The sequence below is a fragment of the Chitinasiproducens palmae genome (assembly GCF_900095735.1).
GTDB classification, from domain to species: Bacteria; Pseudomonadota; Gammaproteobacteria; order Burkholderiales; family Burkholderiaceae; genus Chitinasiproducens; species Chitinasiproducens palmae.
Map to the genome: position 1 here is coordinate 249,864 of NZ_FNLO01000003.1, position 15,218 is coordinate 265,081.

Consider the following 15,218-nt stretch of genomic DNA (forward strand, 5'->3'; position numbering starts at 1 on the left):
AGACCGACACGGGGCCGGTCGCTTCTTCGGTACAGCAAGTGCGACGATGCTAGCACAGCGCGCGCTGCGCTGCGCCGTTGCGTCACTCCACCGGCATCTGCAGGTGCAACTGGTTCTGCACCGGCTCGGTCGCGCCGGTGCCGGCCGCGCCGTTCAGTTCCAGACCGTTCGGCAACTGCTTCGCGCGTTCCAGGCTGTCGAGGTAGTCGGCCGTGATGTCGCCGGTGACATACTCGCCGTTGAAGCACGATGCATCGAAACGGCTCAGCTCCGGATTGATGTCACGCACCGCCTGCACCATGTCGTCGACGCGCTGGTAGATCAATGCGTCGGCACCGATGATCGCCGCGACTTCCTCGTCGGTGCGGCCATGGGCGACCAGTTCACCGCGGGTCGGCATGTCGATCCCGTACACGTTGGGAAAGCGCACCGGCGGCGCCGCCGAAGCGAAGTAAACCTTGCTCGCGCCGGCATCGCGCGCCATCTGGACGATCTCCTGGCTGGTCGTGCCGCGCACGATCGAATCGTCGACGATCAGCACGTTGCGGCCCTTGAACTCGACGCCCATCGCATTGAGCTTCTGGCGCACGGACTTCTTGCGCACCGCCTGGCCCGGCATGATGAAGGTGCGGCCCACGTAGCGGTTCTTGAAGAAGCCCTCTCGATATTCGACCCCGAGTTTCGCCGCCACCTGCATTGCCGCTGGCCGGCTCGAATCCGGGATCGGCATCACCACGTCGATCGCGCCCGCCGGCAGTTCCTTCTTGATGCGTTCGGCAAGGTAGTCGCCCATGCGCAGCCGCACGTCGTAGACCGGCACGCCGTCGAGTACCGAATCCGGACGCGCCAGATAGACGTATTCGAAGATGCAGGGGCTCAGCGTCGGCGCTTCGGCGCACTGCCGCGCGCTCAGGTTGCCGTCCAGGTCGACGAAGATCGCCTCGCCGGGCGCGACGTCGCGGACGAACTCGAAACCGATGTTCTCCAGCGCCACCGATTCCGACGCGAGCATCCACTCGGTGCCGCTCTCGGTCTCGTTGCGGCCGATGCACAGCGGGCGGATGCCGTACGGGTCGCGGAAGCCGAGCATGCCGTAGCCGGCGATCAGCGACACCACCGCGTAGGAGCCGCGGGCCCGGCGATGGACGCCGCGCACCGCCTTGAACAGCGCATCGGGGTCCAGCGAATAGCCGGTCGAGGCCCGCTGCAGTTCGTGCGCGAGCACGTTGAGCAGGACTTCAGTGTCCGACTTGGTATTGATGTGGCGGCGATCGATGCGGAACATCTCGTCGCGCAGCTGCGGCGAGTTGGTCAGGTTGCCGTTGTGAGCGAGCAGCACGCCGAACGGCGCGTTGACGTAGAACGGCTGCGCCTCCTCGGCGCTCGACGCGGAGCCGGCGGTCGGATAGCGGACCTGGCCGATGCCGATGTTGCCCGGCAGGTCGCGCATGTTGCGGGTGCGGAACACGTCCCGCACCATGCCGTTGCCCTTGTGCATGAAGAAGCTGCTGCCGTTCGCGGTCGCGATGCCGGCGGCGTCCTGACCGCGGTGCTGCAGCAGCAGCAGGCTGTCGTAAAGGAGCTGGTTGACGGGGGACTTGGAAACTACGCCGACGATGCCGCACATGGCAGAGACCTTTGGAGGACAAGACGTTCAACGGGTGCTGCTGGGACCGGTGCATCGCCGGTGGGCGACACGCCGATCATGCCGCCCGCGGCCGGGCTGGCGTTCACGGGGCAAGCGCCTCGTCGGACACCAGTCCGCTCAATGCCGCGGGCAGATGGGGCTTGGCGGCGCGCAGCGCCTGCGCCGCATAGGGCCGCAGTAGCGATGCACGCCACGTGTCGTGGCGGGGCAACTCGGTATATGTAGCCGCCACGATCATAATCAATACGAGCAATGCGCCGCGCAGCGCACCGAACAGGAAACCCAGCGAGCTGTCGACCGAGCGCAGCCAGGTTGCCCCGACCACGCGACCGAGCAGGGCCGAGGCCGCGCCGCTAGCCAGCATCACCACCGCGACGACCGCCACGAAACCGAGCGCCCACTGCGTCAGCGCGCCGCCCGGCCAGTCGGCCGGCACATAGCGCGCGATCATCCAGCCGTAGCGCGCCGCAAGCCACACCGCAACGACCCAGCCGACCAGCGACAACACTTCCGCCAGCAAGCCCCGCCAGGCGCCGCGCAATGCCGACAGCAGCAGGACCGCGAGGATGACATAGTCCAGGCCGGTCAGCACCGGATGGGCGTCAAGCGACATCTAACGCGCGACCGCTCAATGCGACGCGGTCAGGCCCGCGCCCCGGACCTTGGCCACCGCCGCGCGCGCCGTCTCGCGACTGTCGAACGGCCCCGCGCGCAGCATGAAACGGCCACCCTGCCGCTCCAGATAGGCCGGTACGCCCAGCCCCCTGACCTTCGCTTCCCAGGCGCGGCCGGCGGCCTCGTCGCCGAACGCGCCGAGCTGCACGACGAAGCGGCTGCCGCCGCTGTCGGGAGCGGCCGGCGTGGCCGGCGCAGTCGGCGTCGGCGCCGCTGCGGCATTCTGCTGCGGGGCCGGCGGCGGCGTGCGCGCGGGTCGCTGCGCGGGTTGCTGCGTGGGTGCAGCCGGCGGCGCCGGACGCTGCGCCTGCTGCGCTGCGGCGGGCTGCGCCGGCCGGGCGCCGACCGGCGCCGGCGCGGCGGTTCCGTCGGCGGCACCGGAGACGGGCGGGTTGTCCGGCGCGGCGGCGTCGGTCAGCGCGCGCGCGTCGACATCGCGCTGACGCGGTTGACTCGGCGTACGCGCCGGGATGGTCACCGCGATATCGTTGGCGACCGGCTTCGGATGGGAGTCGAGCAGCATCGGCAGCACCACCACCGCGAGCAAGGCCAGCGCAATCGCGCCGACCAGCCGCCGACGCGCGCGCTGCTTCTCCGGCAAGGTCGGATCGAGCATCGTTTCCTGCCCGACCGTGCGGCGCCGGCCGCGCTCGCGCGCCGCTTCGGCTCCGGCACGCGCATCCGCGGCGGCGGCTTCCCGCGCCAGCGCCGCCTCGCGACGGTCGCCGCGGCTACGGTCGCGCGACTCGCCTCGCTGGCGGCCGAAGGAAAAAAGTCCCATATCTAATCCGATGAAACAGGCCAGGCGGTCCGGCAGGCTGCGGCCCGCGTGCGTCCGGCAACCACGCGCGCCCTCGTCCGCGCGCCCGGACGGGCGACGGGCGACGGTCCGGAGGCGACGGCGCGTGCAGCGGGTTTCGACGCAGCGATGCGCAAGAGCGGGAGATCAGTGTTGGCGGCGTCGGTGCTCTTCGAGCACGCCGGCAACCGTGTAGAAGGAACCGAAAACCACGATTCTATCATTCTCACTGGCGCGCTTGAGCGCGTCTTGATAAGCCAGCGCCGGGCTGTCGTAACGGCGCAGCGTCGACTCCCCGCCGTCGTCGCCATGCGCGGACGTGCGGGCGGCGATGCGGGCGGCCAGGTCCGTCGCCCGTTCGGCGCGGGCGATCGGCAGGTCGCACACATGCCAGTGGTCGATCTCGCCCTTCATGCGGTCGACGATCGCGTCGAGGTCCTTGTCGGCCATCGCGCCGAACACCGCGTAGGTGAACGGGAAGAAGCCCATGCCGCCCAGGTTCTGGGCCAGCACCGCGGCGGCATGCGGGTTGTGAGCGACATCCAGCACCACGGTCGGGCGGCCCGGCAGCACCTGGAAGCGCCCGGGCAGCGTCGCGTTCGCCAGGCCGACGCGCAGGTCCTGCGCGCTGACCGGCAGCCGGTCGCGCAATGCTTCGAGCGCGGCAAGCGCGGCCGACGCGTTGAGCAGTTGATTGGCGCCGCGCAAGGCCGGATAGGCCAGTCCCGCGCGGGACTGGCTGCGGCCCCGGTAGCGCCACTGCTGACGCTCGTTGCCCGGCACGGCATCGACGCCGAAGTCGCGGCCGGCCAGCCAGAGTTCGGCGCCCAGCTGCTCGCCGTAGCGCACCAGCGACGTCGGCGGCTGCGGATCGCCGACGATGGCGGGACGCCCGGCGCGGAAGATACCGGCCTTCTCCAGACCGATCGCCTCGCGCGTATCGCCAAGGTACTGCGTGTGATCGATGTCGATGCTGGTGACGATCGCGCAATCGGCATCGAGAATGTTCATTGCGTCGAGCCGGCCGCCCAGGCCGACCTCCAGGATCACCGCGTCCAGGCCGCTGTGCTGGAACAGACGCATGATCGCCAGCGTGGTGAATTCGAAGTACGTCAACGTCACCGGCTCGTCCAGACCGGCACGCGCCGCCTCGACCGCCTCGAACTGTTCGAGCAGCGCGGCATCGTCGACCGAGGCGCCGTCGATGCGCGCGCGCTCGTTGAACTGCAGCAGATGCGGCGACGTATGGCAGCCGACACGATAGCCGGCCGCGTACAGGATCGCCTCCAGGAAAGCGCAGGTGGAGCCCTTGCCGTTGGTGCCGCCGACGATGAACACCGGGCAGTCGAAGGCGATGCCGAGCGCGTCACGTACGCGCGAGATGCGCGCCAGGCCCATGTCGATGCCGACCGGGTGGGCAGTTTCGAGGTGGGCGAGCCAGGCGTCGAGGGTGTCGAAGCGGATCATCGGCAAGATTCCCGTTGGCGAGCGGTGGAGGCCTGCCGGCACGGCGCGTCGGCAAGGCGAACGAAACAGCGGCAAGCGCGGGCGGCGCCCGGCAAGGCAAGGCGGGCAAGCGGATGCGGCGCAGTCAGCGAGTCATGGGGCATGCGTCGTGGGCCGTGGGCCATTCGTCGTGGGCCATGCGTCATGCGGCACACCCGACGCGGCGCAGCCGGCGACGGGGGCGAGTGCGGCGCGCGCGGCCGGGGCCCGCTTGGGCCCGCTCGGGCCCAGTTGTCTCGCCCGTCATCGTCACCCGCCGCACGGCCGGCCGCGCCAGCAACCACAACCAGCAACCGGCAACGGACAGCGGCCACCGCCAGCCAGCCCGCCACGCGCCGGGCGGACAGCGCAAGCGGGACGCGCGGCGCTGGGCGACATCGTTCCGATGCGCGAGCGCCGCCCGTCGGTCTTCAGACCAGCACGTCGCGCGGCTGGCGGGTCAGCAGTGCGAGCAACTGGGCGACTTCCTCGCGCAGTTGGCGTCGGTCCACGATCATGTCGATCGCGCCTTTTTGCAACAGGAACTCGGCGCGCTGGAAGCCTTCCGGCAGCTTCTCGCGCACGGTCTGCTCGATCACCCGCGGTCCGGCGAAGCCGATCAACGCCTTCGGTTCGGCGATCACCACATCGCCGAGGAACGCGAAGCTGGCGGACACGCCGCCCATCGTCGGATCGGTCAGGATCGAGATGAACGGCAGGCGCGCCTCGGACAGCTTGGTCAGCATCGCGGTGGTCTTGGCCATCTGCATCAGCGACAGCAGGCTCTCCTGCATCCGCGCGCCACCGGAGGCGCTCACGCAGATGAACGGCACGCCCTGGTCCAGCGCTTCCTGCGCGCCGCGTCGGAAGCGCTCGCCGACCACCGAGCCCATCGAGCCGCCCATGAATGCGAATTCGAAACACGCGGCCACCACTGGCAACGCCTGGATCGCACCGCCCATCACGACCATCGCGTCGGTCTCGCCGGTGTCCTCCATCGCTTCCTTGATGCGGTCCGGATATTTCTTGCTGTCGCGGAAGCTCAGCGCATCGATCGGCACCACGCCCTGCCCGATCTCATAACGGCCTTCCGCGTCGAGCAGATGGTCGAGCCGCGCGCGGGCGCCGATGCGCATGTGATGCGCGCACTTCGGGCAGACGAACAGATTGGCTTCGAGATCGTTGCGATACAGCACCGTCTCGCAGGCCGGGCACTTGCTCCACACCCCTTCGGGCATGCTTTTGCGCGCCGCGCGATTGTTCGGCTGAATCTTCGGCGGCAGCAGTTTGTCCAACCAGCTCATGTCGAATTCCTGTCAAGACTTGTCCGGGCGCGCGATGGCGCACGGCGATGATGGCTCGTGTCGGCGTGCGGGCCGGTCCGCGGCGGCAAGCCGCCAGCGCAGCGCCCGCTCGCGAGCACCCCGCCCAGCCCCGTGCACGGCGCCTGTTCACGGCTGGCGCTCACCGCTCAGGCAGCGTCGGCCGGCAGCGCATCGAGCGCCTGGCGCACGTCCGCGACGAACGAGGTGACGGATTGTACGGCATTCGGCACGTCGTGGCCGTCGAGCAGTTGCACCAGGCGGCTGCCGATTACGACCGCATCGGCATGCTGGCCGATCCGGGCGGCCGTCGCGGCATCGCGAATGCCGAAGCCAACGCCCACCGGCAGGCCGACGCGGGCCCGGATGCCAGGGATCGCGCGTGCGACGCTGTCGCTGTCGAGGTGACCGGCACCGGTCACGCCGTTGAGCGAGACGTAGTAGACGTAGCCGCTGGCCTGCCGCGCGACCGCGTCGACGCGCGCCGGCCCGGACGTCGGCGCGAGCAGGAAGATCGGATCCAGGCCCACCGCGCGGATCGCCTGCGCGAATGGCTCGGCTTCCTCGGGCGGGTAGTCGACGGCCAGCACGCCATCCACGCCGGCGTCGGCCGCGGCCGTTGCGAACGCGTCGACCCCCATGCGCTCGATCGGGTTCGCATAGCCCATCAGCACGACGGGCGTGTCCCGGTCGTCGGCGCGGAACGCCGCGACCATCTCGAACACCTTGGCGAGCGTCGTGCCCTGCGCCAGCGCGATCTCGCTGGCGCGCTGGATCACCGGGCCGTCGGCCATCGGATCCGAAAACGGCACGCCGAGTTCGATCACGTCGGCGCCGCCCGTGACCAGCGCGTGCATCACCGCCACGGTGTGGGCGCGCGTCGGGTAGCCCGCCGTCACGAACGGGATCAGGCCGCGCCGACCGGCCGCGCGCAGCGACGCGAAACGCGCCGCTATACGCGACGGGATGCGCGACGGGACGCGCGAAGGCGCGCGCGCAGGAACATGCGAGGAAACACTGGAAGAGTCAGAGCGATTCATCGATGGATGCCTCGGACAGGCGTTCGCGCGCGATCGCGCAATACGCCGGATTGATTTCGTAGCCGATGAAGCGACGGCCGTGTTTCGCGCAGGCCACCGCGGTCGTGCCGCTGCCCATGAACGGATCGAGCACCACGCCGTCCCTCGGGCAGCTTGCCAGCACCATCCGCTCGATGATCTCGAGCGGCTTCTGCGTCGGATGATCGACCCGTTCCGCATGCTGCCGGTGCAGGCGGGAGACCGACCACAGATCCTTCGGGTTGTAGCCCATCTCCAGCCATTTGCTGCCTTCGAAGAGCTTGCGCGAGCGCGCCTTCTTGGTCGCCGCGTCGTAGGGCACGCGCACCGGGTCGAGGTCGAAGTAATACTTCTTGGACACCGCGAACAGCCCGATGTTGTCGTGCACCGACGTGAAGCGCCGCGTCGTGCCGCCCATGCTCGGCACGCGCCGGTCCCAGATGATCTCGTTGACCATGGTCATCCGGCTCTTCAGGAAGCTGAAGATTTCCGGCGAGAACTGCCAGCTGCAGAAGATGTACAGCGACCCGGTGTCCTTGAGCGTCGCGCGCGCCGCGTCCAGCCAGTCGCGCGTCCAGGCCAGATGCGCGTCGGCGGCGAGCTTGTCGGAGTCGTTGCCGTAGTCCTTGCCGAGCCCGTACGGCGGATCCGCGATGATCAGGTCGACCGACTTCGGCGGCAATGCGCCGACGTCGGCGACGAAATCGCGGTTGCGCAGCGACAGCCGTTCGGCCGGCGCGTCGTCCACGGCAACGACCGTTTCGACCGTCAAGTCCTCAGGCATGCCGTCCTGCGGTGCCAACCCGGTAGCGCGCATCGTCGGCTCAGAGCACGATGCCGGCGCGTTCGGCGACCGTGTGCATGTCCTTGTCGCCGCGGCCCGACAGATTGACCAGCAACAGCCGGTCGGCGGGCAACGTCGGCGCCAGACGGATCGCATGCGCGAGCGCATGGCTGGACTCCAGTGCCGGGATGATCCCTTCGACGCGACAACAGGTGTGGAACGCCGCCAGCGCTTCGTCGTCGGTCACCGACACGTACTGCGCGCGGCCCAGGTCGTTGAGCCAGGCGTGTTCCGGCCCGACGCCCGGGTAGTCGAGGCCGGCCGACACCGAATGCGTCTCGATGATCTGGCCGTCGGCGTCCTGCAACAGGTAGGTGCGGTTGCCGTGCAGCACGCCCGGCGCGCCGCCGACGATCGAAGCGGCATGCCGCCCCGTCTCGATGCCCTCGCCCGCCGCCTCGACGCCGATCAGCGCGACCGACGCGTCGTCGATATAGGGGTAGAAAATGCCCATAGCGTTCGATCCGCCGCCCACGCACGCGATCACCGCATCGGGCTGCCGACCGGTCATCTCGGGCATCTGCACGCGGCACTCGTCGCCGATCACGCGCTGGAAGTCGCGCACCAGCATCGGATACGGGTGGGGGCCGGCAACCGTGCCGATGATGTAGAAGGTCGAGTCGACGTTGGTGACCCAGTCGCGCATCGCTTCGTTGAGCGCGTCCTTCAGCGTGCGCGAGCCGGACTCCACCGGCACCACCGTCGCGCCGAGCAGCTTCATCCGGTAGACGTTGGCGGCCTGCCGGCGCACGTCCTCGGCGCCCATGTACACCACGCATTCCATGCCGAAGCGCGCCGCGATCGTCGCGGTCGCCACGCCATGCTGGCCGGCGCCGGTTTCGGCGATCACGCGCCGCTTGCCCATGCGCCGCGCCAGCAGCGCCTGGCCGATCACGTTGTTGATCTTGTGGGCGCCGGTGTGGTTGAGATCTTCGCGCTTCAGGTAGATCTGCGCGCCACCCAGTTCCTCGCTCAACCGACGCGCGTGGTAGATCGGCGACGGACGGCCGACGAAGTGCTTCAGCTCGCGCTCATACTCGGCGAGGAAGTCGGCATCCGCCTGCGCCGCGCGATAGCCCGCTTCGAGCTCGCGCAATGCATGGATCAGGGTTTCGGCGACGAATACGCCGCCATACGGGCCGAAATGGCCCTTTTCATCGGGGAAGGAGTACATCGACGGGACCTGTCGGGATGCGCCGGGCCGCTGGCCGCCCTAGCGCATCGAATCTGCCTGCCGGACCGCGCGCGCGAACTGCGCGATCGCGTCCGGATCCTTGACGCCTTTCTGGCCCGCCCGCTCGACGCCGCTCGACACATCCACGGCGTACGGACGAACGCGGGCCAACGCGTCAGCGACGTTTCGCGCGTTTAATCCACCAGCCAAAACGACCCGAGGCCCGAGCGCGTCTGGAATACATGACCAATCGAAGGAGTGTCCGCCACCGCCGTATCCCGCGGCAGGCGCATCCAGCAGGATGCCGCGCGCCGCCGCGTAGGCGTGCGCCCATTCTAGCAAATCGTCCGGCCGCGTCCCCGCGACGACGCGCAACGCGCGCAGCCACGGCAAGCGCACCGTGTCGGCGAGCGCCGCGCACTGCGCCGGCGTCTCGTCGCCGTGGAACTGCAGCAGGCCGAGCGGCACGCGTTCGGTGACCTCGCGGAGCTGCGCGGCGTCGGCGTTGACGAACAGGCCGACGGCGGTGACGAACGGCGGCAGGCGTTCGACCAGCGCCGCGGCCTGCGCGAGGCCAACATGGCGCGGACTCGACGGATAGAACACCAGCCCGATCGCATCGGCACCGGCGGCGACCGCGGCGTCGACGTCGGCCGGCTGGCGCAAGCCACAGATCTTGATGCGGGTGCGGCTCATCGCGCAGCCTCCGGATACTCGGCCGTTGCCGCGCCGCCCTCGTCCGACCGGTCGCAGCGGTCCAACGCTTCGGACGCGCCTGGCGCGGCCTGCCCGGGCAAGGCAGCCAGCGTCGGACGCGGCAGCGTGAACCTCGACGGATAGCCGACTTCGGACAGGTAGAGGCCGTCCGGCATGAAAGTCGGCGCGGCCACGCCGCGGTCGCGCGCCGCGACGACCTGAGCCAGCCACGCCGGCTCGGCGCGGCCGCGGCCAACCGCCACCAGACAGCCGACGAGGTTGCGCACCATGTGATGCAGGAAGGCGCTTGCGCAGAAACGGAAGCGCACGAATTCGCCATGCGCGACGATGTCGATCCGATACATCGTCTTGACCGGCGACTTGGCCTGGCATTCTGACGAGCGGAACGACGAGAAGTCCTGCGTGCCGAGCAGATGGACGGCGGCCTCGCGCATCGCCGCCACCGACAGCGGCGTATGCACCCAGCCGACGCGGCCCGCCAGCAGGGCGGGCCGGACCGGGCTGACCTGCAGCACATAGTCGTAGGTGCGGGCGCACGCCGAGAAGCGGGCGTGGAAATCGGCCGGTACCTCGGCCGCCCACTGCACCGCGATCGCACGGGGCAGATAGGTGTTGAGGCCTCTTACCCAGGAGAAGTCGGCACGCGACAGTGGCGTCTCGAAGTGTACGACCTGCCCCAGCGCATGCACCCCGGTATCGGTGCGGCCCGCCACCACGGTGCGGATCGGCATCGCCGCAAAGCGCGCCAGGGCCGCCTCCAACGCATCCTGCACGGTACCGCCACCGGGCTGCGCCTGCCATCCCCGGAAGGCCGCACCGTCATACTGGACACCCAGCGCGATCCGCCGCAGCCCGGTTGGCGCGGCGTCGCGATCTGCGTCCGACATGATCAACGCTTGCGCCGCTTCTGGCGCGGCCGTGGTGGCGCCGGACGCGCGGCCGGCTGTTGCACCGAGGCCGGAGCGGGCACGCCGAGATCGAGGTCGATGCCGGCGAATGGATCGGCAGGCTGGCGCCCGGCCGAAGCGGGCTGGGCCGAAGCGGGCTGAGCCGAGGCGGGCTGGGCCGAGGCGGGCTGCGCAGGCGGGCTGGCGGACGCGGCCGGCGCCGCCACGGCCGCATCGGCAAAATCGGCCGCCGCGCCCGGCCGCGCGACGTCGTCCGACGCACCGCCCAGATCGAGCGCATCGGCCGGCACCGCGATCGGCGGCGGACCGTCCCCTCGGCGCGCACGGTCGCGTCGGGCATGGTCGGCGAGCGTCGCGTAGGCGTCGTCGCCATACAGGGGATCGTCCGGGTCCAGCGTCCGGCCCAGTTCCGCCGCACGGCGCCAGAGCTGGCCCTCGCCGTCGGTTTCCTCGAACAACGTGTTGGCATGGCGGCGCACGGCTGCCCGATCGCCGCGGCGCGCGTAGATCTGCACCAGACCGAATAGTGCGCCCACGTCGCGCGGAGAACGGATCAGCTGCGCGAGCAGTGCCTCTTCCTCGCGATCGCGCGCCCCTTCCTGGCGCACTTCGTTGAGCAGACCGATCTCACGCTCGGCCGCATCGCGCCCGGTCGGATTGGCCGGCGGCGGGCTCGCCTTGCCCGATGTCACCGTGCCGCCATTGCCGGTCGCACTGCCGGCTGCACTGCCGGCTGCACTGCCGGCCTCGGCGCGGCGCCGCGGTGCCGCGTCCTTGCGGCGCCAGACGAACAGGGTGAGCAGGATGCACGCGAGCAGGACCGACAGCCACACTGCCGAGAAACGGCTACGCCTTGGCGGCACGGTCGCAGGGGTGCTTGCCGGCGCGCCGCTGGCGACGCCGGTGGCACTGGCAACGCCGGCGCCGCTGGTCGTCTCGACGCTGGACGACGGCACCGACGCGCCCAGATTGTCGGGCACGGGTGCCGCCAGGCCCGCCTCGGGGCTCAACTGCGCGGTCATTTGACCGGTGGTCTGGGCGATCGACTCGGCGAACGACAACTCGTCCTCCGCCGCGCTCGCCGCCGCCGGCGGCGTGGCGGCGGCCGGGGCCGGCAGCACCAAGGTCGCGTCACGCCGCAGCCGATTGCGGTCGCCTCCGATGAAGGCGCCGCGGTTGTTGCGGTAGAGCGTATCGGCCAGTGCCGTCGCGCTCGTTTCGTCGGGACTGAGGGCGCGGGCGATCCGCTCCAGCGAATCGCCGCGCTTCACCGCGTACTGAGTCGCGCCATGCGCAGCCGCGACCCCGGCGCCCACCGGTGCGCCGGAGACCGCCGAGGCAGGCTGCGCCAGCACCTGGGCCGTGCTCAGCGCCAGCGCGACACCGACCGGCCAGCGACGCACGTACGCGCGCATGCTCAACGCTCGAGGAGAATGCGCAGCATGCGGCGCAGCGGCTCGGCCGCACCCCACAGCAGCTGGTCGCCGACGGTGAACGCCGACAGGTAGTCGCCACCCATCGCCAGCTTGCGCAGGCGACCGACCGGCACGCCAAGCGTGCCGGTGACGTGCGTCGGCGTCAGACGGGCGATGGTGTCCTCGCGCCGGTTCGGCACCACTTCGACCCAATCGTTGGCGGCCGCCAGGATGCCTTCGATCTCGTCAAGCGGCACGTCGCGCCGCAGCTTGATCGTCAAGGCCTGCGAATGGCAGCGCATCGCACCGATGCGCACGCACAGCCCGTCGACCGGGATCGAACCCGGCTCGCCGGCGATCTGGCCTAGGATCTTGTTGGTCTCGACCCCGCCCTTCCATTCTTCCTTCGACATGCCGTTGCCGAGATCCTTGTCGATCCACGGAATCAACGCGCCGGCGAGCGGCGTGCCGAAATGCGCGACCGGCATGGCCTCGGCGCGCATCGTCTCGGTCACCTGCCGGTCGATGGCCAGGATGGCCGACGCGGGATCGGCCAGTTCGGCGGCGACCGAACCGTGCAGCGTGCCCATCTGCGCCAGCAGCTCGCGCATGTTCTGCGCGCCGGCGCCCGACGCCGCCTGATAGGTCATCGCGGTCATCCACTCGACCAGGCCGTGCTCGAACAGGCCGCCGAGGGCCATCAGCATCAGGCTGACCGTGCAGTTGCCGCCGATGAAGTCCTTCACGCCGGCGCCGAGCGCGCGGTCGATCACCGCGCGGTTGACCGGATCCAGGATGATGACCGCGTCCTGTTCCATCCGCCGCGTCGACGCCGCGTCGATCCAGTAGCCGTTCCAGCCCGCCGCGCGCAGCTTCGGATACACGTCGCTGGTGTAATCGCCGCCCTGGCAGGTGATGATCGCGTCGCAGCGCTTCAGCGCGTCGATGTCGGTGGCGTCGTACAGCTTGGTCTCGTTTTTCGCGAACGACGGCGCAGCGCCGCCCGCGTTGCTGGTGCTAAAGAAGATCGGCTCGATGAGCGCGAAATCCCCCTCTTCCTGCATCCGTTGCATCAGGACGGAACCCACCATCCCGCGCCAGCCGACCAGCCCTACCGTCTTCATCGTGCCACCGTTGTATGTACTGTCAAAAGAATGCGGCGCGAGGCCGTGCTGCGCCCCCCCACGTGTTGCCGGGCGGCGGAACATCGCTCCGTCGCCCGGCGGTCCTGCCATTCTGCCTCACAGCCGGCGTCGGCCGCGTGCGCGGCCGTCAACCGACGCGAGCGTCGCTTGGCGGCCCGACAGCCGGCCTGCCCGGCGAGTGCCGGGCGCCCGGCACCGCTACTCCCGGGCACTGTCTCATCCACGCAACGCCGCGACCACTGCATCGCCCATCTCGCGCGTGCCGACGCTCGCCTTGCCCGCCTCGGCGATGTCCGCGGTGCGCAGCCCATCGGCCAACACACGCTCGACGGCGGCCTCGATGCGACCGGCGAGGTCGTTCCGCCCGAAACTGTAACGCAACATCATCGCGGCGGACAGGATCGTCGCCAGCGGATTGGCCAAGCCCTTGCCGGCGATGTCGGGGGCCGAACCGTGCGACGGCTCGTAGAGGCCCTGCTTGCGGTCATTCAGCGACGCCGACGGCAGCATGCCGATCGAACCGGTCAGCATCGATGCCTGATCCGACAGGATGTCGCCGAAAAGGTTGCCGGTGACGACCACGTCGAACGACTTCGGCGCGCGCACCAGCTGCATCGCGGCATTGTCGACGTACATATGCGAGAGCTCGACGTCCGGATAATCCTTGGACACCTCGATCATCACCTCGCGCCACAGCTGCGAGGTTTCCAGCACGTTCGACTTGTCGACGCTGGTTACCCGGCGCTGGCGCTGGCGCGCCGCCTCGAACGCCACGCGTCCGATGCGACGCACTTCCGGCTCGCTGTAGCGCATCGTGTCGAAACCTTCGCGCGCGCCCTTGAACGGACCGTCCTCGACTTCGCGCAGGCCGCGCGGCTGGCCGAAGTACACGTCGCCGTTCAGCTCGCGCACGATCAGGATGTCGAGACCCGAGACCACCTCGGGTTTCAGCGTCGAGGCATCGGCCAGTTGCGGGTACAGGATGGCCGGCCGGAAGTTGGCGAACAGACCCAGCTCGCGGCGCAGGCCGAGAATCGCCTGCTCCGGGCGCAGGCGCCGCTCCAGGGCGTCGTACTTCCAGTCGCCAACCGCGCCGAACAGGATCGCGTCGGACTCGCGCGCCAGCGACAGCGTCTCCGGCGGCAGCGGGTGGCCGTGCGCATCGTAGGCGGCCCCGCCCACCTTCGCCTCGCTCAGCTCGAAGCGTTCACCGAGTGCGTTCAATACCTTGACCGCTTCGGCGACGATCTCCGGGCCGATGCCATCACCGGCGAGCACTGCAATCTTCATGTCCGTCTCTCCCATTCTCGTTTGAACGGCCGCGCCGCGCCGCCCCTGATGTACGCGCTCCCGCCCGACGCCGGCGCCTCAGCCGGGCAGCCGATGCGCAAGCCACGGCTGGCGCGCCAGACGCTCGGCCTCGAATGCGCGGATTTCGTCCGAATGCCGCAGCGTCAGGCCGATATCGTCGAAGCCGTTGAGCAGGCAGAACTTGCGGAACGCCGTGATCTCGAACGGGAACGCATCGCCGCCCGGCGTGCGGACCAGTTGCGCTTCGAGGTCGATCACCAGGCGATAGCCGACCGTCGCGTGGGTCTCGTCGAACAGCCGGCCGACGGTGCGCGCATCGAGCACGACCGGCAACAAGCCGTTCTTGAAGCTGTTGTTGAAGAAAATGTCGGCAAAGCTCGGCGCGATCACCGCGCGGAAGCCGTACTGGGTGAGTGCCCACGGGGCGTGCTCGCGCGAACTGCCGCAGCCGAAGTTCTCGCGCGCCAGCAGGATCGTGCCGCCCTGATAGCGCGGCTGGTTCAGCACGAAGTCCTTGTTCAGCGGTCGCCCGCTGTTGTCAGCATCCGGCTGCCCGACATCGAGGTAGCGCCATTCGTCGAACAGGTTCGGACCGAAGCCGGTCCGGCGGATCGATTTCAGGAACTGCTTCGGAATGATCGCGTCGGTATCGACGTTGGCGCGATCCAGCGGCACCACCAGGCCGTTTTCGACAGTGAATTTGTCCATTGTCCTGCT

Annotated in this window: 14 protein-coding genes; all 14 read right to left on the reverse strand. The window is 69.6% G+C overall.

Annotated features, from left to right (window positions below; all coding sequences use genetic code 11):
- Positions 1-82: 82 nt before the first annotated feature.
- The gene (gene purF / locus BLU54_RS06835) at positions 83-1,627 is read right to left on the reverse strand and encodes an amidophosphoribosyltransferase (protein ID WP_091906341.1); all 1,545 of its coding nucleotides are present in this window, start codon (positions 1,625-1,627) and stop codon (positions 83-85) included.
- A 103-nt stretch (positions 1,628-1,730) separates the two neighbouring features.
- Positions 1,731-2,240 carry a CvpA family protein gene (locus tag BLU54_RS06840; RefSeq protein ID WP_091906683.1) on the reverse strand — a complete coding sequence of 170 codons (510 nt, stop codon included), beginning with the start codon at positions 2,238-2,240 and terminating at the stop codon, positions 1,731-1,733.
- Between the two features lie 36 nt (positions 2,241-2,276).
- Positions 2,277-3,104 (reverse strand): SPOR domain-containing protein, encoded by an 828-nt coding sequence (locus BLU54_RS06845; protein ID WP_091906343.1) that lies wholly within the window; start codon positions 3,102-3,104, stop codon positions 2,277-2,279.
- Positions 3,105-3,269: 165 nt separating this feature from the next.
- The gene (folC, locus tag BLU54_RS06850; RefSeq protein ID WP_091906345.1) at positions 3,270-4,589 is read right to left on the reverse strand and encodes a bifunctional tetrahydrofolate synthase/dihydrofolate synthase; all 1,320 of its coding nucleotides are present in this window, start codon (positions 4,587-4,589) and stop codon (positions 3,270-3,272) included.
- Positions 4,590-5,038: 449 nt separating this feature from the next.
- A complete protein-coding gene (gene accD / locus BLU54_RS06855; protein ID WP_091906347.1) occupies positions 5,039-5,911 on the reverse strand; it encodes an acetyl-CoA carboxylase, carboxyltransferase subunit beta in 873 nt (290 codons plus the stop codon).
- Between the two features lie 167 nt (positions 5,912-6,078).
- Positions 6,079-6,969: a tryptophan synthase subunit alpha gene (gene trpA, locus BLU54_RS06860; RefSeq protein WP_091906349.1), complete on the reverse strand. Its 891-nt coding sequence runs from the start codon at positions 6,967-6,969 to the stop codon at positions 6,079-6,081.
- Positions 6,956-7,771 (reverse strand): DNA-methyltransferase, encoded by an 816-nt coding sequence (locus tag BLU54_RS06865; protein ID WP_235837824.1) that lies wholly within the window; start codon positions 7,769-7,771, stop codon positions 6,956-6,958. Before BLU54_RS06865 ends, trpA begins: the two co-directional genes overlap by 14 nt.
- Before the next feature lie 40 nt (positions 7,772-7,811).
- On the reverse strand, positions 7,812-9,005 hold the full coding sequence (gene trpB / locus BLU54_RS06870) for a tryptophan synthase subunit beta (RefSeq protein WP_091906353.1): 1,194 nt from the start codon (positions 9,003-9,005) through the stop codon (positions 7,812-7,814).
- Positions 9,006-9,044: 39 nt separating this feature from the next.
- On the reverse strand, positions 9,045-9,701 hold the full coding sequence (locus tag BLU54_RS06875; RefSeq protein ID WP_091906355.1) for a phosphoribosylanthranilate isomerase: 657 nt from the start codon (positions 9,699-9,701) through the stop codon (positions 9,045-9,047).
- Positions 9,698-10,609, reverse strand: a complete 912-nt coding sequence (gene truA, locus BLU54_RS06880; RefSeq protein WP_170845054.1) for a tRNA pseudouridine(38-40) synthase TruA — start codon at positions 10,607-10,609, stop codon at positions 9,698-9,700. The genes BLU54_RS06875 and truA overlap by 4 nt, the downstream gene beginning before the upstream one ends.
- Before the next feature lie 2 nt (positions 10,610-10,611).
- Entirely contained in the window at positions 10,612-12,045 is a 1,434-nt protein-coding gene (locus BLU54_RS06885) for a type IV pilus assembly protein FimV (RefSeq protein ID WP_091906357.1), read from the reverse strand.
- Positions 12,046-12,047: 2 nt separating this feature from the next.
- Positions 12,048-13,169, reverse strand: coding sequence for an aspartate-semialdehyde dehydrogenase (gene asd / locus BLU54_RS06890; protein WP_091906359.1), 1,122 nt, complete (start codon positions 13,167-13,169; stop codon positions 12,048-12,050).
- Between the two features lie 237 nt (positions 13,170-13,406).
- A complete protein-coding gene (gene leuB / locus BLU54_RS06895; protein ID WP_091906361.1) occupies positions 13,407-14,480 on the reverse strand; it encodes a 3-isopropylmalate dehydrogenase in 1,074 nt (357 codons plus the stop codon).
- 78 nt (positions 14,481-14,558) lie between these two features.
- Positions 14,559-15,209 carry a 3-isopropylmalate dehydratase small subunit gene (gene leuD / locus BLU54_RS06900; protein ID WP_091906363.1) on the reverse strand — a complete coding sequence of 217 codons (651 nt, stop codon included), beginning with the start codon at positions 15,207-15,209 and terminating at the stop codon, positions 14,559-14,561.
- Positions 15,210-15,218 lie beyond the last annotated feature (9 nt).

Coding starts and splice junctions, on each gene's coding strand:
- purF (WP_091906341.1), bottom strand. CDS start 1,627: ATGTGCGGCATCGTCGGCGTAGTTTCCAAGTCCCCCGTCAACCAGCTC.
- BLU54_RS06845 (WP_091906343.1), bottom strand. CDS start 3,104: ATGGGACTTTTTTCCTTCGGCCGCCAGCGAGGCGAGTCGCGCGACCGT.
- folC (WP_091906345.1), bottom strand. CDS start 4,589: ATGATCCGCTTCGACACCCTCGACGCCTGGCTCGCCCACCTCGAAACT.
- accD (WP_091906347.1), bottom strand. CDS start 5,911: ATGAGCTGGTTGGACAAACTGCTGCCGCCGAAGATTCAGCCGAACAAT.
- trpA (WP_091906349.1), bottom strand. CDS start 6,969: ATGAATCGCTCTGACTCTTCCAGTGTTTCCTCGCATGTTCCTGCGCGC.
- BLU54_RS06865 (WP_235837824.1), bottom strand. CDS start 7,771: ATGCCTGAGGACTTGACGGTCGAAACGGTCGTTGCCGTGGACGACGCG.
- trpB (WP_091906353.1), bottom strand. CDS start 9,005: ATGTACTCCTTCCCCGATGAAAAGGGCCATTTCGGCCCGTATGGCGGC.
- BLU54_RS06875 (WP_091906355.1), bottom strand. CDS start 9,701: ATGAGCCGCACCCGCATCAAGATCTGTGGCTTGCGCCAGCCGGCCGAC.
- truA (WP_170845054.1), bottom strand. CDS start 10,609: ATGTCGGACGCAGATCGCGACGCCGCGCCAACCGGGCTGCGGCGGATC.
- BLU54_RS06885 (WP_091906357.1), bottom strand. CDS start 12,045: ATGCGCGCGTACGTGCGTCGCTGGCCGGTCGGTGTCGCGCTGGCGCTG.
- asd (WP_091906359.1), bottom strand. CDS start 13,169: ATGAAGACGGTAGGGCTGGTCGGCTGGCGCGGGATGGTGGGTTCCGTC.
- leuB (WP_091906361.1), bottom strand. CDS start 14,480: ATGAAGATTGCAGTGCTCGCCGGTGATGGCATCGGCCCGGAGATCGTC.
- leuD (WP_091906363.1), bottom strand. CDS start 15,209: ATGGACAAATTCACTGTCGAAAACGGCCTGGTGGTGCCGCTGGATCGC.